This window comes from Photobacterium sp. DNB22_13_2 (genome assembly GCF_052873915.1).
Window position 1 is genome coordinate 31104 of the sequence record NZ_JBNNXU010000001.1, and the last position, 18710, is coordinate 49813.

Consider the following 18710-nt stretch of genomic DNA (forward strand, 5'->3'; position numbering starts at 1 on the left):
CGGCTATATCATTATGATTTCTGTCATCCCCCCTCATCTGATTCGTGTATCTGACAAATTAAAGGCAAAAAAAACCCTGCCTAATTGGCAGGGTTTTTAGCAATCAACTAATTGAATTAGTCACGCAGTGACGCACCAAATTTTTCTGATACGTGGGCAACAATCGCATCTACAGAGCCTGCGATATCAGCATCTTCTAGCGTACGCTCAAGAGACTGAAGTGTCAGGGCAATTGCCAAGCTCTTCTTGCCTTCTTCAACGCCCTTACCAACGTAAACGTCAAACAGTTTAGCGTCAGTCAAGAATTCACCACCGGCTTCTAGACAAGCGTTAACGATGTCGCCAGAAGCAACGGCTTCATCAACAACAACCGCGATGTCACGACGGTTAGCAGGGAACTTAGAAAGCGCAACGGCCTCTGGGATAACTTTAGTGTTGATCGCAGACCACTCGACTTCGAATACGATAGTACGGCCGTTCAGGCCAAACTTACGCTCCAGCTCTGGGTGAACCGTACCGATAACACCCACTTCTTTGCCATCTACAACGATAGCTGCAGATTGGCCAGGGTGAAGTGCTGGATGCTTAACCGCTGCAAAGCTGTATGCCTTCTCGTTAGCAGAAAGCTCAAGAACAGCTTCCAGATCACCTTTAAGGTCAAAGAAATCAACCGTGTTGGTTTCGATGTCCCAATGCTCTTCACTACGCGTACCTGCAATAACACCCGCAAGCATAGGCTCTTGGCGCATGCCGTTCTCAGCGTTTTCACATGGGATGAAGCGTAGGCCGTACTCGAACAGGCGAACGCGTGGTTGCTGGCGCTTCTGGTTGTGAACAACAGTGTTAAGCAGACCTTGGATAAGGCCAAGGCGCATTGCTGACATGTCCGCAGAAATTGGGAATGGCAGGACTAACGGCTCAACGCCAGGAACGATCAACTTCTGCTGCTCTGGTTCAACAAAGCTGTAAGTGATCGCTTCTTGGTAACCACGATCAACAAGCAGGTTACGAACACGCTTAAGTGGAAGGTTCGCTTCAACGTGGTCGTGCATCTTAAGTGCTGCAGCTGGGTTCTGGTTTGGAATGTTGTCGTAACCGTAAATACGGCCAACTTCTTCGATCAGATCCTGCTCGATAGCAATATCGAAACGCCATGTCGGTGCAGTTGCAGTCCAGCCAGCTTCTGTTGATTCAACGCTCAAACCTAGACGCTCAAGGATCTCAACAACATCGCTATCAGCAATGTGGTGGCCAAGTAGGTTGTCTAATTTAGTGCGGCGCAGTGCTACAGTGTTTGGCTTAGGAAGATCTGCTTCAGATTCTTGGGCAACAACAGGGGCAACTTCACCACCACAGATTTCAACTAGAAGCTGAGTGGCACGCTCCATTGCGCTCACTTGCAGTGCGTAGTCCACACCACGCTCGAAACGCATTGATGAATCAGTGTGAAGACCGTAGCTACGGGCACGACCACGGATGTGGTCAGGTGCGAAGAAAGCACACTCCAGTAGTACGTCTTTAGTCTCAGTGGTAACACCAGACTGTTCGCCACCGAAGATACCGGCAATTGCCAGCGCTTTGCTGTGGTCAGCCACAACTAGTGTATCTGCGTTTAGCTCTGCTTCAGTGCCGTCTAGAAGAGTTAGTTTCTCACCCTGCTCTGCCATACGAACCACGATGCCACCTTCGATCTTCGCTAGATCAAACGCGTGCATTGGTTGGCCCTGCTCAAGCAGAACAAAGTTTGTGATGTCGACAACTGGATCGATTGAACGAATACCACAGCGGCGAAGCTTCTCTTGCATCCAAAGTGGTGTTTGTGCCTGAACATTAACGTTCTTAACCACACGGCCAAGGTAACGTGGACACGCAACAGGCGCTTTCACTTCGATAGATACAGTGTCGTCGATAGACGGAGCAACCGCTTCAACAGCAGGCTCAGTCACGTCAGCGCGGTTCAATACGCCAACTTCACGAGCAAGACCACGGATGCTAAAACAATCAGCACGGTTTGCCGTTAGGTCAACGTCGACAGTTACGTCATCTAAACCTAGAAATTCACGGAAATCAGTACCATTTACCGCGTCTTCAGCAAGCTCCATGATGCCATCAGACTCAACGTCGATGCCTAGTTCAGTAAATGAACAAAGCATGCCGTGAGAAGGCTGGCCACGTAGCTTAGCTTTCTTGATTTTGAAGTCGCCTGGTAATACTGCACCAACAGTCGCTACAGCCACTTTCAGACCAAGACGACAGTTAGAAGCACCACAAACGATGTCTAGTAGTTCTTCAGCACCAACATCAACTTTGGTAACGCGTAGTTTGTCAGCATCTGGGTGCTGGCCGCACTCAACAACCTGACCAACTTTAACGCCAGTAAATGTACCAGCGACAGGTAGTACGTCGTCTACCTCAAGGCCAGCCATAGTGATTTGGTGAGTTAGCTCGTCAGTTGTAACCGCAGGGTTTACCCACTCACGAAGCCAAGATTCGCTAAATTTCATAGTGTATGAACCTCTGGATTACTTGAATTGTTTTAGGAAACGAAGGTCGTTCTCAAAGAACGCACGTAGGTCGTTTACGCCGTAACGAAGCATGGTTAGACGCTCAACGCCCATACCAAATGCAAAACCAGAGTATTTCTCAGGGTCGATACCCACACTACGAAGTACGTTAGGGTGAACCATACCGCAGCCTAGTACCTCAAGCCATTTACCGTTTTTACCTTTAACGTCAACTTCTGCTGAAGGCTCAGTAAACGGGAAGTAAGAAGGACGGAAACGCACTTCCACTTCTTCTTCGAAGAAGTTACATAGGAAGTCGTGAAGAATGCCTTTAAGTTGCGCGAAGTTTACATTCTCATCAACCAGCATACCTTCCACTTGGTGGAACATTGGAGTGTGTGTCTGATCGTAGTCGTTACGGTAAACACGGCCCGGAGCGATGAAACGGAAAGGAGGCTTGCCATTTTCCATCGTACGGATCTGAACGCCAGACGTGTGAGTACGCAACATTAGATCAGGGTTGAAGAAGAAAGTATCGTGGTCAGTACGTGCTGGGTGATCTTCAGCAATGTTCAACGCATCGAAGTTATGGAATGCGTCTTCGATTTCCGGACCAGACTCAGTGTTAAAGCCTAGCTCGCCGAAGAACTGCTCAATACGCTCAACAGTACGTGTTACTGGGTGTAGGCCACCGTTTTCAATGCGACGACCAGGAAGGGTCACATCAATAGTTTCAGCCGCTAGTTTAGCTTCAAGCTCAGCACGCTGAAGTGCGTCTTTACGAGCGACAATCGCTTGCTGAACTGCACCTTTAGCCTTGTTAATTTCCTGACCAGCAGAGCGACGCTCTTCTGGTGGAAGTTTACCCAAACCTTGAAGTTGAAGGGTCAATTCACCCTTTTTGCCCAAATATTGGACACGCACTTCGTCCAGAGCGACTAATGAATCAGCCTGCTCGATAGCTGCCGTTGCGTTGGCAATAATCTCGTCTAGATGTTGCATCGTTTCCTCATCCACCTACAGGTGGCGTCCTTTAGGGAGATATAAATTCGCGTAACGATACATACTAAAGAAACATGCGTCTAAATCCAAACCCAATCGTAAGAAAACCGTTGGATTGCGTGAAAAAAACACCATTTTCTCTCAAGGCTGGGTTAATTGATGGTACCGGCTGTGACTCGTTGCTCTAGAGGGAAACTGGCAGCACACATTATCGCAACAACAATACCCTCAACCATATTCTCTAGCGGCATGGAAGGGAGGGACACCGAACCGGTTGTCTGCAGCTCTACTTCAACTTGTTCCGGCAATAACGGCACGTGAATAAAGTCACACATAGCATTACTCGCCTGTTGTTCGTGCTGTTCATATAAATAATGGCTGACCCCATAAAACAAGTGATTGCAAACAAAAGTACCTGCGCTGTATGAAATTTCTGCTTTAATGCCCTTATCTAATAAGGCTTTCATCATTGTTTTGATGGGTAACTGGGTAAAATAGGCAGCTGGACCTGATTCAACAACAGGCTGATCAATTGGTTGATTACCCGCATTATCTGGTATCCGGAAGTCATCAAGGTTTATCGCGACTTTCTCAAAACTGATTGCTTGGCGCCCTGATGCTTGCCCCATCATAATCACAATCTCTGGCCGAAAAGATTCAATCGCTTGGGTACAAGTACTCACTGACTGCCCTTTCACAACAGGTAGTAAACGTGTTTTTAGCGTGACCCCAGCCTGCTCCATACGCAGCTTAATCACGTCTGTTTGTAATTGTTCGACAATCGACTCCGTTGGATTGCTTGCTTGCCCGCCAAAGGCTTCAAACCCTGTCACTAATACCCGAGCCATACTAAGCCTCAATATTTCATGTGAAAACAATAAAATAACGTACCGTTCGCTACTGAACAAACGAAAAAATGAGTTACGACTCACTGACTCAACTCAATTTATCAACACCCTTTCCCCTAACCGCTATTCCTCGTTAATAGATAAACTTGTAACTTACCTCCAAAATACAAATCACCTCGCAAAATTAAGCTTTACGCATTCTTTATCTCTATTTTTATTGCATTGTTATTCATTGTGCTCTAACTTAATGAAACACTGTTCAATTAAATTGAAAGAGAAGAATAATATGGGTTCACAAGATAAGTATTGGGTTAACTACGCAAAATTGACATTCATTGTTGCTGTCGCAGCAATGATCATCAGCATCGTTATGCTGCCAGGTGATTTACTGATTAAGGGCTATTACAGCATTTGCAGCTTATTCCTAGTCAGCGCGACCATTACATTGAGCAAAGCTGTACGCGATGAGGCTGAATCTAAGAAGCTATTGCAAAAATTGGAAGAGGCAAAGACCGCCCAACTACTCAATGAGCTAGATGAGTAACTAAAATGATCGGCGATAAATCGCTTACCACAGCTTTCCTTCTACTAGTCGAGCAAATAAAGCAACTTGAGCGCTTACTCACGTTGAAACAGGAACAGCTAGCTGACCTTATAAAGCACCAACATGAGCTTGAGCAGCTGCATGCTCAATGTGAACGAAATATAGCGTCAATGATAGTTCCTTTACCATCAAGTCATGCTCTAAACAGCAAGGAGGCTCCAGCGTTCAAGGTAAAGCTACGACAAAGCTGGTCACTGAAAATGGCGTATGCGAAACAAAGAGCGAAAGTCTATCGCCTTAAACAGCGGATTATACGTCTAGAAAAGCGGGTTGAGACATCACTCGCATTAAAAACCAATGCGATGGCAACCATTAAAACACGTGAAGGGAGTCAGAAACTGCAGACAGCGATTGAAATACTGTTGGTGAAGAATCAATTATGGCTTACATAATATGATGCAAGATATGAGCTAAATGACTAGATACTGAAAAGAAAAAAGGAGAGCCGAGGCTCTCCTTTCAACATCAAACTAGACAGTAATAATTACTGTGCAGCTTTTGCTTTTTCAACTAGTACCGCGAAGGTAGCTTTGTCGAATACAGCGATATCAGCAAGGATCTTACGATCGATTTCGATAGACGCTTTCTTAAGACCGTTGATGAAACGGCTGTAAGACATACCGTTCTGACGAGCAGCAGCGTTGATACGTGCAATCCAAAGTTGACGGAAAGTACGTTTCTTGTTGCGACGGTCACGGTAAGCGTATTGACCAGCTTTAGTAACAGCTTGGAAAGCTACGCGGTAAACACGTGAACGTGCACCGTAGTAACCTTTAGCTTGTTTAAGAACTTTCTTGTGACGTGCACGTGCTTGTACACCACGTTTTACGCGAGGCATAGGAGACTCCTAACTAAAATTAAAATATAAAACTAAAAACGATTAAGCGAACGGAAGCATACGTGCAACAGCTGCCACTTCACACTTAGGAAGGATAGCGTTTGGACGAAGCTGACGTTTGTTCTTAGTAGTACGTTTAGTCAGGATGTGACGCTTAGTTGCGTGCTTAAACTTGAAGCCACCAGCAGTTTTCTTGAAACGCTTAGAGGCACCTTTGTTGGATTTCATCTTAGGCATGATGAGACTCCGCATTGTTGATAGTTAATAACATAGTAATAAGGCGAACAAAAAGCGCTGCGGTTAAGCAGCGCTTTTAGCTACTTGAATGCCTTAGTTACTTCTTCTTTGGAGCAAGCATCATCGTCATTTGACGACCTTCTACTCGATTAGGGAAACTTTCAACAACCGCTAGGTCGATTAGGTCTTCCTTAATACGATTTAGAAGCTCGATACCAAGACTCTGGTGGGCCATTTCACGACCGCGGAAACGCAGTGTGACCTTGCCCTTGTTGCCCTCTTCTAAAAAGCGACTCAGGTTGCGCAGTTTTACCTGATAATCGCCTTCGTCTGTACCAGGTCGGAATTTAACTTCCTTGATCTGGATTTGTTTCTGCTTTTTCTTTTGCTCTTTAGCAGCCTTGCTCTTTTCGAACAGGTACTTGCCATAGTCCATCACACGACAAACTGGTGGCTCGGCATTCGGGCTGATTTCAACTAGGTCTACGCCAGCTTCATTAGCAAGATTTACTGCTTCTTCAATAGAAACAACACCAACTGATTCACCGTCTAGACCAGTTAAACGTACTTCACGTACGCCACGAATTTCACCATTTAAGCGATGTGCATTTTGCTTAACTGGTGCTTGGGTTCTTCTTCCGCCTTTAATACCTTATTCCTCCACAACATTGAGCTTGCGACTGCTAACTTCTTGCTGCAAGTATGCAACAAGGTCGTCAATCTTAAATTTACCCAAATCTTTACCCTTGCGAGTACGAACTGCAATTTCGCCTGCTTCGACTTCTTTGTCACCGCACACGAGCATGTATGGTACACGCTTCAAAGTATGTTCGCGAATTTTAAAGCCAATCTTCTCATTTCTCAAGTCCGCATTTACACGAATTCCAGATTTTTGAAGTTTTTCGACTACTTGTTGAACATATTCTGCCTGGCTATCAGTGATATTCATCACAACCGCCTGCTGAGGCGCCAACCAAGTTGGGAAGAAGCCAGCGTATTCTTCAATAAGGATACCGATGAAACGCTCTAGTGAACCTAGAATAGCACGGTGGATCATAACAGGCGTATGACGCTCGTTATCTTCACCAACGTAAGTTGCACCTAGACGTTCAGGGAGTGCAAAGTCTAACTGAACTGTGCCACACTGCCAAGCCCTATCTAGACAATCATGCAAAGTAAATTCAATTTTCGGTCCGTAGAACGCACCTTCACCCTCTTGAATCTCGTAAGGGATCTCCATTGATTCTAGTGCAAGTTTTAGATCTGACTCTGCTTTATCCCACATTTCATCAGAACCCACACGCTTCTCAGGACGTGTAGATAGCTTAACAACGATGTTGTCGAAGCCAAATGTCTGGTATGTATCGTAAACCATCTCGATACAGCTGGTTACTTCAGCCTGAACCAGCTCTTCAGTACAGAAGACGTGAGCATCATCCTGAGTAAAGCCACGTACACGCATGATGCCGTGTAGTGCGCCTGATGGTTCGTTACGGTGACATGAGCCGAACTCAGCCATACGTAGCGGTAGATCACGGTAAGATTTCAGGCCTTGGTTAAAGATCTGAACGTGACCCGGACAGTTCATAGGCTTGATTGCGTATTCACGGTTCTCAGAAGAAGTCGTGAACATCGCTTCTGCGTACTTGTCCCAGTGACCAGAGCGTTCCCAAAGAACGCGATCCATCATTAGTGGGCCTTTAACTTCTTGGTAACCGTATTCAGTCAGTTTTTCACGGATGAATACTTCAAGGTCACGGAAGACAGACCAGCCATTGTGGTGCCAGAACACCATACCCGGTGCTTCTTGCTGCATGTGGAACAGGTCTAGCTGCTTACCGATTTTACGGTGATCACGCTTAGCCGCTTCTTCTAGGCGAGTAAGGTGAGCTTTAAGTGCCTTCTTATCGTGGAAAGCCGTACCGTAGATACGCTGAAGCATCTTGTTGTCGCTGTTACCACGCCAGTAAGCACCAGCAACGTTCAGCAGCGTAAAGTGCTGACAGAAGCCCATGTGCGGTACGTGTGGACCACGACACATATCGATGTATTCTTCGTGGTGGTAAAGGCCTGGACGATCATCACGAGAAACGTTCTCGTCTAGGATTTCCACTTTGTATGGTTCGCCGCGTGATTCAAACGTATCACGTGCTTCCTGCCAGCTTACCTTTTTCTTGATAACTTGGTACTTGGTTTTCGCCAGCTCTTTCATACGCTTTTCAATCTTTTCAAGATCTTCTTGCGTAAGCGACTCTTCTAGGTCGATGTCGTAGTAGAAGCCGTTGTCGATCGTTGGACCAATCGCCATTTTCGCTTCAGGGTAAAGCTGTTTAATCGCGTGGCCAAGAAGGTGAGCACAAGAGTGACGAACGATCTCAAGACCGTCTACTTCATCTTTAACAGTGATGATTTCAAGGCTAGCATCTTCTTCGATCAAGTCACACGCGTCGACGCGGTTACCATTAACACGACCGGCAATAGTTGCCTTCGCAAGACCAGGACCGATCGATTGCGCGACTTCCATTGTAGATACTGGGTTGTCAAATTGACGCTGACTGCCGTCAGGAAGAGTAATTACAGGCATGTAAATATCCTTTCACAGTGGTCTTGCACACCAAGCAAGACATGTTGAATTAAAAATATAAAGCTATGAGAGCTAAATAAAAGAAGCTCAGAAATCCGGAGCTGCAATACTGAGCAGACCAAAAAGGCTGAGCGAGGTAGCAACTATAACAAACGCCTGTGACACTTTGCAAAGCCACTCCTCAATTATTTTCTTATATTCCCAACTCACTTGGGCACAAGGCGAAAACTAACGACATAGAGCTGCTTGGTACCAGGATAAATGTCTTCAAGTACCTCTCGCAGTCGCTCAAGTGACATATTTTCTTGTACCGCATGGTTCTCATTCAATTCATCAAACAAAACAGGTTCAACGCTAACTATATCAAGTCGGCCAAATTGCCTGCCCTCTTGATAAATCACGGCATTGACGCGGCTCCCAACCTCATAGTGGCTATCCGCTTCATCACGGATCGTGATTGTTTTCTTTTCAGCCAGTACATCACTCTCAAAGCAAGCTAAAAAGAGCATCTCTTTCATCGTCATTCTGATCACCGTTAATGGGCTAGTCCTAACCAAAATGTAGTTATTTCATAGCTACTAGAGATCAAAACTTGAAATCAAAAGCAAAAGTTGCTTTTATTTGTATAGGCAATTAGGAAAAGCGTTATGGCTCAGTCACCTCGTTATCAGCAAATCAAAGCTTACTTATTAGAAAAAATCCAAACTCGGAAATGGCCACCCAGCTATAAGATACCGACAGAAATTGCGCTGTCTGAACAATTCTCGGTTAGCCGCATGACAGCCAACAAAGCCATTACCGAACTGGTCAAGGAAGGCTTCCTAGAACGTACCCCACGGCTGGGCACGTTTGTCTGTAACAAAAAAGCCGAATCGCCATTAATGGAAATCCGTAATATTGCCGAAGAAGTCAAAAATCGCGGCCACCGCTATTCGTCAGATGTGATCTCCCAGTCGACGATCCACGCGACCGAAGATATCGCGCTGCGATTAGGTGTGCGCCAAGGCACTGAAGTGTATTTCACACAAATTGTTCATTTCGAAAACAGCACACCGATACAGCTAGAGGAGCGCTGGGTTAATCCCGAACATGCCCCTGCTTACATCAAGCAAGACTTTAGCTCTCAGACGCCCAATGAGTACTTGGTCAAAGCCTGCCCACTTAGTGATATCGAGCATATTGTCGAAGCGCTGTTACCTCCGCAACGTATTGCGGAGTTGCTAAAAGTCAGTGTGCAATCACCCTGCTTGCTGCTAAATCGCCGTACTTGGAGCAACAAAAACTTAGTCAGCACCGCTCTGCTCTACCATCCGGGCAATAAGTACAAACTCAGTTCGAGAGCCCAAGTCGGTCTATAGGGCTATAGCCTCTTATTTTGTGCTGGCTAGACCAGCTTCAAACGTGCGATTCATCTCATAACCCAACGATTGTCAGCAATTAATTACAAGTACGATCACATTTCATTTACATCCCACCTTGAATTTCAACCTCTAATTGCCTATTAATTTGTATATACATTAATGGTGCTAGAAATAGTCAATAGCTGAAGAGTCACGAAATGGATAGAGTGCTGACAAACCTCAATATGGTTACCCTCTCGGGGCTGAATGGCTACCAGGTCGTCAAGGATGCCATGATTGGTATTCAAGATGGTAAAATCCTGTATGCCGGCCCCAAAGAGCACTTTGACTGCCATGGCCACCCAGCTGTTTTGGATTGCCATGGCGCATTGATCACGCCGGGACTCATTGATTGTCACACTCACCTTGTTTTTGCCGGCAATCGCGCATCTGAGTTCGAACAGCGCCTTAACGGTGTACCCTACGAGCAAATCGCAAAAGCTGGAGGAGGTATACTTTCCACTGTTCGGGCTACCCGCGAAGCCTCCGAAGAAACTCTGTTTAAGCTTGCCCATGAGCGTTTACAAGGCTTGAAGAATGAAGGCGTTACCACCGTAGAGATCAAGTCAGGCTATGGCCTGACTCTTGACGACGAACTAAAAATGCTAAGGGTTGCTCGCCGAATCGGTGAAATGCCGGATATAAATGTATCTACAACTTTGCTGGCAGCTCATGCTCTACCTCCGGAATATTCTGTTGATCCCGACAACTACATTCAGTTCGTTTGTGATGAAATTATCCCAGCCGCAGCACAGGAAAGGTTAGCTGATGCCGTTGATGTCTTTTGTGAGGGCATTGGTTTCAGTACACAACAGTGTCAGCAAGTATTCCGCGCAGCCCAAAAACACGGCCTTGCTATCAAGGGACATACTGAACAACTTTCCAACCTAGGCGGCAGCGTAATGGCAGCCCGAATGGGAGCCTTGTCTGTCGACCATATTGAATACCTAGATAACGAAGGCGTCGCTGCACTCGCCGCCTGTGGCACTGTTGCGACCCTGTTGCCCGGTGCTTTTTATTTTCTGCGTGAAAACCAAATGCCACCGATTGATCAGTTACGTCTACTAAATGTTCCAATGGCAATTTCCACCGACTTCAATCCCGGTACCTCACCCATAGCATCTATCCGCACCATGATGAACATGGCGTGCACCTTGTTCCGAATGACACCGGAAGAGTGCATGCGCGGCGTTACCACTAATGCCGCCCAAGCACTTGGCTTGAATGAGCTACGAGGTCAAATCCGAGAAGGAATGCAAGCCGATTTGGCAATTTGGAACCTGTCTCATCCTGCAGAGCTTTCATACCGCATTGGTGTGCCAGATCTCAAAGCGCGGGTAGTCAACGGTGATCTATTCACTCACCAACACTCAGAGCGATAAGGAGCATCATATGCCAATAGATATGACGGTCTGGCAAGGTCGTAGCGATCCAGAAGATGGTAACCTCGGACTACGTTGGCATGAAGTGATCAAGCCAGCTGATGAAGTGAATGAGCCCGGTATCATGCTGCTCGGTTTTGCCTGTGATGAAGGCGTTTCACGCAATAAAGGTCGCACTGGTTCCTTCGATGCACCGATCACCATTCGAAAAGCATTGGCCAACCTTGCTTGGCACCATACCGAACCCGCCTATGACGGTGGCGATATTCGTTGCAATGACGGTAATCTCGAGCTTGCCCAGCAACGCCTCGGGGAAGATGTATGCCGCGCCCTTCGTCAAAATCACAAAGTAATTGTTTTTGGTGGTGGGCATGAAGTCGCTTGGGGAACTTTCCAAGGGCTCGGTAACTATTTATTACAAAAGCAGCACGTATTGCAAAAGCAACATACCCTAAAAGATGGGATCGAACCTAAAGAGCTGGATGTGGCTAACCAAGCCCCGAAAATTGGCATTATCAACTTTGATGCCCATTTTGATCTGCGTAATCCTCCTTCTGGTTCATCTGCAGAACAAGGCAGTTCAGGTACCCCCTTCCAGCAAATCGCCCGCTTTTGTGAATTACAAGGTTGGCCTTTCAACTATGCCTGCCTTGGTTTGAATCGAGCCAGTAATACCCAAGCTCTTTATGACAAAGCCGACCAAATGGGGGTACTGTACTTCGATGACTGCGAGCTCACCCACCAGCGATTACCGCTGATTATTGAATCGTTAGAGCACTTTATTGCCCAGTGCGACTACCTCTACCTCACCATAGATATTGATGTATTCCCTGCCAGTACGGCACCGGGAGTCAGTGCACCCGCTGCGCGAGGTGTCCCGCAAGAAATCATAGAACCATTGCTCAACACAGTGCTTTCTGCAGAGACCACCACGGGAAGAAAGAAAGTACTGGTTGCCGATATGGCGGAATACAATCCGCGTTTTGACATCGACAACCAAACCGCAAGACTCGCTGCACGATTGGCTTGGACCATCGCCCGTGCCCTACGTTAATCAACACCGCTGTCTTCTTAAACCATTACATTGACAGCATTGCAAGGAGAGCCACATGACACAAGATACCCAACCACGCTTGGACGAAAGCCGGACTATCATTGCCCCAACAGGTACCACGCTAAATACCAAGTCATGGTTAACCGAAGCCCCGCTCAGAATGCTGATGAACAATTTGCATCCCGATGTCGCGGAACACCCACACGCTTTGGTGGTATATGGCGGTATTGGTCGTGCTGCAAGGAATTGGCAGTGCTATGACAAAATTGTTGAGGTGTTAAAGCGCCTTGAAGAAGATGAAACTTTGCTGGTGCAATCTGGCAAGCCTGTCGGTGTATTCAAAACCCACAGTAATGCGCCGAGAGTACTCATTGCCAACTCAAACTTGGTTCCACACTGGGCCAACTGGGAGCACTTCAACGAACTCGATAAAGAAGGTTTGATGATGTACGGCCAGATGACTGCAGGTAGCTGGATCTACATCGGCTCACAAGGCATCGTTCAGGGCACCTACGAGACCTTTGTTGCAATGGCAAAACAACACTTTAATGGTAACAGTAAGGGACGCTGGATCCTTACCGGTGGCCTTGGCGGTATGGGCGGTGCTCAACCATTAGCCGCAACTATGGCGGGCTTTTCAATGCTTGCTGTTGAGTGCGATGAGAGCCGAATCGACTACCGCCTGCGTACTGGCTATGTTGATTGCAAAGCAACCTCATTAGATGAAGCCTTAGCTATCATCGAAGAAGCCAAGCAAACAGGTAAACCCGTTTCAGTTGGCCTACTTGGCAATGCTGCCGACGTGTTCCCTGAAATTGCCCGCCGTGGCATTGTTCCAGATGGCACCACAGACCAAACGTCTGCTCATGATCCGCTAAACGGTTACCTACCACAGGGCTGGACCATGAATCATGCAGCAGAGATGCGCCAGCAAGACGAAGCTGAAGTAGTAAGAGCCGCCAAGGCGTCTATGGCCGTCCAGGTCGAAGCTATGCTAGCACTGCAAAAAGCTGGTTCAGCGACTGTCGATTACGGCAACAATATCCGTCAAATGGCCTTTGAGGTCGGTGTTGAGAATGCCTTTGATTTCCCAGGATTTGTGCCAGCCTATATTCGACCATTATTCTGTGAGGGTGTCGGGCCGTTTCGCTGGGCAGCACTTTCTGGCGATCCGGAAGACATCTACAAGACAGACCAGAAAGTCAAAGAGCTGATCCCTGATAACCCACATCTCCACAACTGGCTCGACATGGCCCACGAAAAGATCCAGTTCCAAGGCTTGCCTTCCCGTATCTGCTGGGTGGGACTGAAAGACCGTGCCCGCCTCGGTAAAGCCTTCAACGAAATGGTTAAAAATGGCGAGCTTAAAGCGCCAATCGTTATTGGTCGTGATCACCTTGATTCAGGATCTGTCGCCAGCCCGAACCGTGAAACAGAAGGCATGATGGATGGCTCCGATGCCGTATCAGATTGGCCATTGCTCAATGCCCTTCTCAACACCGCGTCCGGTGCGACTTGGGTATCCCTACACCATGGCGGTGGTGTTGGTATGGGCTTCTCGCAACATTCGGGCATGGTCATTGTTTGTGATGGTACTGATGATGCTGCTGAACGTGTCGGCCGGGTACTTCGCAATGACCCAGCAACAGGCGTGATGCGCCATGCCGATGCCGGTTATGACATCGCTGTTAACTGTGCCGAGGAACAAGGCTTAGATTTGCCAATGATCTCATCAACCCAAAAAAAATAATAAATATACCCAAGTAAATTCATGATGCTTGGTTCAGCGAGAATTACTTGGATAGTAGGCAAGGCAGCGATTTACAGGTCTAGTGGCGCTAAATCAAAAATCGCTAACACCGCCTAGTATTCAAGTAAACTCGCCCTTTGGGAGCTCATCAAGGCCCCCACTCCTGTGTCAAATAACCTTGAAATAGAACAACTATTCCTAGCGGTTATTTTCCTTGGATTGAAAGCCTTGATGAAACTCTGAATCATGCAGCATGAAATCACTTGGGTATAACACACTAAGGACGTTGTATGTACCAAATTGAAATCAATCCGGGAAAATTATCGCTCAAGCAGCTGCGACACATCAATCGCCACAAAGTGACACTGTCACTAAATAAGGCTGCCTATGACGATATGTTGGTAAGTACCAAAGCTGTAGAGCTAGTTATCACAGAAGACAGAGTCGTTTATGGGATCAACACCGGCTTTGGGCTACTTGCCAATACCCGTATCGCGGTCGAAGACTTAGAAACACTACAGCGCAGTATCGTTCTCTCTCACGCCGCTGGTATCGGCAAGTTAATGGAAGATCATACTGTCAGGCTCATGATGGCGCTGAAGATCAACAGCCTTGCCCGAGGTTACTCGGGGATCCGTCCTAAAGTCGTTGATGCACTAATAACACTGGTCAATGCCGAAGTGTACCCGTGTATTCCACAAAAAGGATCCGTCGGGGCGTCGGGAGATCTCGCCCCGCTGGCACATATGAGCACGGTTTTACTCGGTGAAGGCCAGGCACGCCACAATGGCGAAATCATCAGCGGTTCTGCAGCCCTCAAGATTGCCGGACTTGAGCCTATTACGCTGGCACCAAAAGAAGGGCTGGCTTTGCTCAATGGCACCCAAGCCTCAACCGCTTTTGCCCTTGAAGGCTTATTTGCCGCTGAAGATCTGTATGCCTCAGGCACCGTCTGTGGAGCGATGTCGGTAGATGCAGCACTGGGTAGCCGACGACCTTTCGATCCGCGTATCCACCGAGTACGAGGCCATCGTAGCCAAATTGATGCAGCAATGGCTTACCGCCATATGCTAGAGAAAGACAGTGAGATTGGCTTATCACATCAGCAATGTGACAAGGTCCAAGATCCCTATTCACTTCGCTGCCAACCACAAGTCATGGGGGCCTGCCTACAACAAATCCGTCATTCTGCCGATATTCTTGAAATTGAAGCCAATGCCGTATCGGACAACCCACTGGTATTTTCCGATGATGGCGACATTATTTCGGGGGGTAACTTCCATGCCGAGCCAGTTGCAATGGCTGCAGATAGCCTTGCATTGGCCATTGCCGAGATCGGGAGTTTGTCAGAACGCCGAATGGCGCTGTTAATTGATAGCGGCTTGAGTAAATTGCCTCCCTTCTTGGTCGATAATGGCGGCGTAAACTCCGGCTTTATGATAGCCCAAGTTACCGCAGCAGCACTGGCAAGTGAAAACAAAACTCTCGCCCACCCAGCTTCTGTTGATAGCTTGCCGACGTCCGCCAACCAGGAAGATCATGTCTCGATGGCAACTTTTGCGGGTAGAAGACTCAAGGACATGGCCGAAAATACCCGCGGGATCTTAGCCGTCGAATTGCTGGCTGCCGCTCAAGGCTTGGATTTCCGCTCGCCGAACCACAGTTCAGAGCGCGTGGAACAAGCCAAAGAAATGTTACGGGCTCGTGTGAGCTTTTACGATAAGGACCGCTACTTTGCGCCAGATATTGAAAAAGCCAACGAGCTCCTACTGGAAGCACATTACAACACCTTGATGCCTTCGCAATTATTGCCAAGTCTATAATCTCATTAAGGTGAATGACCCAGTGATATAAAAACGCCCCTTATTAAGATTCAATAAGAGGCGTTTTCTTTATTCATTCAGTTTAGGGTTCGGGTTCAAGGTATTAGATTTCAAGGTATTAGGTTTCAGCTAATTACACAAACAGCTCTCCAGCACCTTTGGCCGATGTTTCACTGTTCTCAACCAAGAATACCTTTGCTGCTTGCTTAAGCTGTTGCCAGCCAACGTCGTCAACCTCAATGCCTTCTTTCCACGCCGTGACATACGTTTCCCGCAAGCTTGTTGAATCAAGTCGAACAAAACCAGTAACACCCGAAGAAGACACGGTGAAATCAGCAACCGACAATTCAATTATCATGTCATGATGGCTTTCATCGCTGCTAGTTACTTCCTCAGACTGAAACAGCTCTGGGAACACACAGCCCTTATTCAATATGTAACGTGTCTGCTTGGCATCAGAGCCATTTTTCCACTGTGCTTTGCATGCTAGACCTTTGGCCGCTAACTTAACCAACTCACTATAAGCTAGCCAACGGTTATGACAATGGCGAACATGGATGGTTAATGACTTACTGTGTACCAATTGCTCAACAGCATAATCAAGGATGTTAGGTAAATGACAAACCAAGCTGGAACCATGCATATCGACATCAATACGGTCAGAGGCAGGCTTAGTTAATGTGATCGGGCCATCTTTTTCGCCGGCAAGATAAGGGAGCGCCTTATTAAAGTGTCCAACACCATTAAGGCCAACCATCTGCAAATCAGCCACCATATGGGCAATGACATCCGCTTCACCACAACAACGGCGTAATCCTAAAAATGCCTTGTAAACAGCAGTAACAAGCTCGTTATGGGATACAATCATTTTGCCTCTCCTGCTAGCTCTTGTGCCGATGGCAGGATAGGAAATAACCATCCACCATCGTGGATTTCATCCAAAAGTGGCGCACCTTGGAAAAAAGTCACTTGAACCCAACGATCTGAGCGCGGGTCGAATTTCGTCGCACCGAATACAGCTAACTTGCAGCGTAGCAGGTGCATAGGAAGTGAAGCCTTGTGCAGTACGTTCATCTGGATGTCACCCATCACTTTGTTGCCAAGTGTCCAGGCCCGCTTTGCAATACCACGATACTCAGGATTTGATAATAAGAACTCAGCAAGAGTGTGTTCTGAGTCGGCCTTAAGCAAAGCACCATATAAACAGTATACCTGACGACCGATATCCAAAGGCAGCTCACGCTCCTCCCCAGCCTCTACTCCACGCACTCCAAGTCGGGGCTCCTCTTTATCTTGTGAGCGATACCAGAACCAGTAATTGTTCTCTGGTTGTTGAAAATCCGTTTCAATGGCCCAGCGATACCTGCTTTCAAGCAGCTGTATGAGGTCCTGTACTTTCTTACCGCTGGTCAGTGACAAAGTTTCATCACAGTTCATTTTGTCTTGATAAGAATCTGCAATGTCAGGGTAAAGCTCCATCACACAAGAAAGGAGGATTTCCTGCGTTTCCAAACTCATTGCCTGAGATTGGGCGACAACAGCCTGCCAATCCGGTGTCTGATCAGACGCCAAGCCTGTAACTATATTGCGGAAAATCATCAACTCCTCTACTGCCAGCTTGTTCAACTCACGCTGATGTTCATCACTCGTTACTACCTGAGAAAGGTGGGTCTTGGCCTTCGCAAGCAGTTGGCATAATACAATTACTTTGGTTTCATCAAATGGCTGACTCAAGATCTCTGCTAATGCTTCTTCACGAGTCGTCATCCATTGATCAACGATACAAGGGTGATTGATCAGATATGGTGCCATACCCAATCCCGTTGCATTACCCACGCCAAGATAACGCTGCAACGAACGGTGAAGAGATACCGCTTTATCTCCACCGCGCTGCTTGGCTAGGTAATCGACCCAATCCAAGCTAAATTCACGCAGCAGATAAACTGCACACATCTGGGCACTGAAAGACTGGTTAAAATCCGGGTTTTCTTCCAGCAATTTGAAATCTGCAATACCAAACTTGCCGTTACCATACACCGCAGTCGTGCGCAGAATATAGCCAACATTTGCTAACTGTTGCGGATCAGGTTGCTGGCCTTGGGCAAGGCTCGAAACAAGGTGATCGAACACCCGCACACTCTTGTTGGCACGTGCCAATACCAAGGCACGGTTTGGATTGCGACCGGCCTCCTGCAAAGGCACATTTTCTCGAAGTTGCGCTAGCAGTTGCGGAGTGACATCACCATGAACCAAGGCTAGCGTCACGTCCCACTTTTCGGCAATCACACGATCGTTACGTTCTTCGTCACTGATTTCGTCACAGAACACCACAAGATGATATTGGTTTTCTTGTGTTTCAAGCCGATAGATAGCGTGGCCATAACCTTCAGGCGTCAATTGCCAAGCATGTTGGTTTACCTGCCAGTTTTTTTGGGCCATTTGGCGAACCAAGTAACGAACAAAACTAATACGGTTTTGGTGCATAGCCCCCAACCTTTCAGGCGCCATAACGACTTCTGGTTGACGTAGAGTGTTATCAGATTTCAAGGAACGATGTGCATCCATATTGCTCACCATCAATTTTATAATTATGTTTCTGGTTATAGGCGTCCAACTACCGCCCGGGAATAATGTTCATAGAGAACTTATGATTTCGTTGTTGCTTTTTCATGCCCCTTTCGAGG

The 18710-nt window shown here is 47.2% G+C and carries 17 protein-coding genes; 7 read left to right on the plus strand and 10 right to left on the minus strand.

What is annotated here, in order from left to right; all coding sequences use genetic code 11:
• Window positions 1-116: 116 nt before the first annotated feature.
• The 3 genes from pheT to pcp form a co-directional block, all read right to left on the minus strand.
• A complete protein-coding gene (gene pheT, locus ACVA58_RS00135; protein WP_446508460.1) occupies window positions 117-2504 on the minus strand; it encodes a phenylalanine--tRNA ligase subunit beta in 2388 nt (795 codons plus the stop codon).
• Between the two features lie 18 nt (window positions 2505-2522).
• The gene (gene pheS / locus ACVA58_RS00140) at window positions 2523-3506 is read right to left on the minus strand and encodes a phenylalanine--tRNA ligase subunit alpha (RefSeq protein ID WP_107297789.1); all 984 of its coding nucleotides are present in this window, start codon (window positions 3504-3506) and stop codon (window positions 2523-2525) included.
• Between the two features lie 152 nt (window positions 3507-3658).
• Window positions 3659-4354, minus strand: a complete 696-nt coding sequence (gene pcp / locus ACVA58_RS00145; RefSeq protein ID WP_446508461.1) for a pyroglutamyl-peptidase I — start codon at window positions 4352-4354, stop codon at window positions 3659-3661.
• Window positions 4355-4640: 286 nt separating this feature from the next.
• Here pcp and ACVA58_RS00150 point away from each other — a divergent pair, with 286 nt between their 5' ends.
• Window positions 4641-4898 carry a YiaA/YiaB family inner membrane protein gene (locus ACVA58_RS00150; RefSeq protein WP_446508462.1) on the plus strand — a complete coding sequence of 86 codons (258 nt, stop codon included), beginning with the start codon at window positions 4641-4643 and terminating at the stop codon, window positions 4896-4898.
• 5 nt (window positions 4899-4903) lie between these two features.
• Complete coding sequence (locus ACVA58_RS00155; RefSeq protein ID WP_446508463.1) at window positions 4904-5350, plus strand: hypothetical protein; 447 nt, start codon at window positions 4904-4906, stop codon at window positions 5348-5350.
• 92 nt (window positions 5351-5442) lie between these two features.
• Here the strand turns inward: ACVA58_RS00155 and rplT are convergent, their stop codons facing one another.
• From rplT to yqfB, 5 genes are all read right to left on the minus strand, one after another.
• Window positions 5443-5796 (minus strand): 50S ribosomal protein L20, encoded by a 354-nt coding sequence (gene rplT, locus ACVA58_RS00160; RefSeq protein ID WP_107348195.1) that lies wholly within the window; start codon window positions 5794-5796, stop codon window positions 5443-5445.
• Between the two features lie 42 nt (window positions 5797-5838).
• Window positions 5839-6033, minus strand: a complete 195-nt coding sequence (gene rpmI, locus ACVA58_RS00165; RefSeq protein WP_006232269.1) for a 50S ribosomal protein L35 — start codon at window positions 6031-6033, stop codon at window positions 5839-5841.
• Window positions 6034-6130: 97 nt separating this feature from the next.
• Window positions 6131-6682 (minus strand): translation initiation factor IF-3, encoded by a 552-nt coding sequence (gene infC / locus ACVA58_RS00170; RefSeq protein WP_107348196.1) that lies wholly within the window; start codon window positions 6680-6682, stop codon window positions 6131-6133.
• A gap of 3 nt (window positions 6683-6685) precedes the next feature.
• On the minus strand, window positions 6686-8617 hold the full coding sequence (gene thrS / locus ACVA58_RS00175) for a threonine--tRNA ligase (protein WP_446508464.1): 1932 nt from the start codon (window positions 8615-8617) through the stop codon (window positions 6686-6688).
• Between the two features lie 206 nt (window positions 8618-8823).
• Window positions 8824-9126 (minus strand): N(4)-acetylcytidine aminohydrolase, encoded by a 303-nt coding sequence (yqfB, locus tag ACVA58_RS00180; protein ID WP_446508976.1) that lies wholly within the window; start codon window positions 9124-9126, stop codon window positions 8824-8826.
• Window positions 9127-9264: 138 nt separating this feature from the next.
• Here yqfB and hutC point away from each other — a divergent pair, with 138 nt between their 5' ends.
• From hutC to hutH, 5 genes are all read left to right on the plus strand, one after another.
• Window positions 9265-9975: a histidine utilization repressor gene (gene hutC / locus ACVA58_RS00185; protein ID WP_446508465.1), complete on the plus strand. Its 711-nt coding sequence runs from the start codon at window positions 9265-9267 to the stop codon at window positions 9973-9975.
• 200 nt (window positions 9976-10175) lie between these two features.
• Window positions 10176-11399 carry an imidazolonepropionase gene (gene hutI / locus ACVA58_RS00190; protein WP_446508466.1) on the plus strand — a complete coding sequence of 408 codons (1224 nt, stop codon included), beginning with the start codon at window positions 10176-10178 and terminating at the stop codon, window positions 11397-11399.
• Window positions 11400-11409: 10 nt separating this feature from the next.
• Entirely contained in the window at window positions 11410-12453 is a 1044-nt protein-coding gene (locus ACVA58_RS00195; RefSeq protein WP_446508467.1) for a formimidoylglutamase, read from the plus strand.
• Window positions 12454-12508: 55 nt separating this feature from the next.
• Complete coding sequence (gene hutU / locus ACVA58_RS00200) at window positions 12509-14203, plus strand: urocanate hydratase (protein ID WP_446508468.1); 1695 nt, start codon at window positions 12509-12511, stop codon at window positions 14201-14203.
• A 290-nt stretch (window positions 14204-14493) separates the two neighbouring features.
• A complete protein-coding gene (gene hutH, locus ACVA58_RS00205; protein WP_446508469.1) occupies window positions 14494-16026 on the plus strand; it encodes a histidine ammonia-lyase in 1533 nt (510 codons plus the stop codon).
• A gap of 133 nt (window positions 16027-16159) precedes the next feature.
• Here the strand turns inward: hutH and ACVA58_RS00210 are convergent, their stop codons facing one another.
• Together ACVA58_RS00210 and ACVA58_RS00215 are read right to left on the minus strand one after the other, a co-directional pair.
• Entirely contained in the window at window positions 16160-16894 is a 735-nt protein-coding gene (locus ACVA58_RS00210) for a DUF3726 domain-containing protein (RefSeq protein WP_446508470.1), read from the minus strand.
• A complete protein-coding gene (locus ACVA58_RS00215) occupies window positions 16891-18591 on the minus strand; it encodes a hypothetical protein (protein WP_446508471.1) in 1701 nt (566 codons plus the stop codon). Before ACVA58_RS00215 ends, ACVA58_RS00210 begins: the two co-directional genes overlap by 4 nt.
• Window positions 18592-18710: the final 119 nt, after the last annotated feature.

Excerpts from the sequence above, each read along its gene's own strand:
- pcp (WP_446508461.1), bottom strand. The coding sequence starts at position 4,354 with ATGGCTCGGGTATTAGTGACAGGGTTTGAAGCCTTTGGCGGGCAAGCA.
- hutU (WP_446508468.1), top strand. The coding sequence starts at position 12,509 with ATGACACAAGATACCCAACCACGCTTGGACGAAAGCCGGACTATCATT.
- ACVA58_RS00195 (WP_446508467.1), top strand. The coding sequence starts at position 11,410 with ATGCCAATAGATATGACGGTCTGGCAAGGTCGTAGCGATCCAGAAGAT.
- hutC (WP_446508465.1), top strand. The coding sequence starts at position 9,265 with ATGGCTCAGTCACCTCGTTATCAGCAAATCAAAGCTTACTTATTAGAA.
- thrS (WP_446508464.1), bottom strand. The coding sequence starts at position 8,617 with ATGCCTGTAATTACTCTTCCTGACGGCAGTCAGCGTCAATTTGACAAC.
- ACVA58_RS00155 (WP_446508463.1), top strand. The coding sequence starts at position 4,904 with ATGATCGGCGATAAATCGCTTACCACAGCTTTCCTTCTACTAGTCGAG.
- ACVA58_RS00215 (WP_446508471.1), bottom strand. The coding sequence starts at position 18,591 with ATGGATGCACATCGTTCCTTGAAATCTGATAACACTCTACGTCAACCA.
- hutH (WP_446508469.1), top strand. The coding sequence starts at position 14,494 with ATGTACCAAATTGAAATCAATCCGGGAAAATTATCGCTCAAGCAGCTG.
- ACVA58_RS00150 (WP_446508462.1), top strand. The coding sequence starts at position 4,641 with ATGGGTTCACAAGATAAGTATTGGGTTAACTACGCAAAATTGACATTC.
- rpmI (WP_006232269.1), bottom strand. The coding sequence starts at position 6,033 with ATGCCTAAGATGAAATCCAACAAAGGTGCCTCTAAGCGTTTCAAGAAA.
- hutI (WP_446508466.1), top strand. The coding sequence starts at position 10,176 with ATGGATAGAGTGCTGACAAACCTCAATATGGTTACCCTCTCGGGGCTG.
- rplT (WP_107348195.1), bottom strand. The coding sequence starts at position 5,796 with ATGCCTCGCGTAAAACGTGGTGTACAAGCACGTGCACGTCACAAGAAA.
- ACVA58_RS00210 (WP_446508470.1), bottom strand. The coding sequence starts at position 16,894 with ATGATTGTATCCCATAACGAGCTTGTTACTGCTGTTTACAAGGCATTT.
- pheS (WP_107297789.1), bottom strand. The coding sequence starts at position 3,506 with ATGCAACATCTAGACGAGATTATTGCCAACGCAACGGCAGCTATCGAG.
- pheT (WP_446508460.1), bottom strand. The coding sequence starts at position 2,504 with ATGAAATTTAGCGAATCTTGGCTTCGTGAGTGGGTAAACCCTGCGGTT.
- yqfB (WP_446508976.1), bottom strand. The coding sequence starts at position 9,126 with ATGCTCTTTTTAGCTTGCTTTGAGAGTGATGTACTGGCTGAAAAGAAA.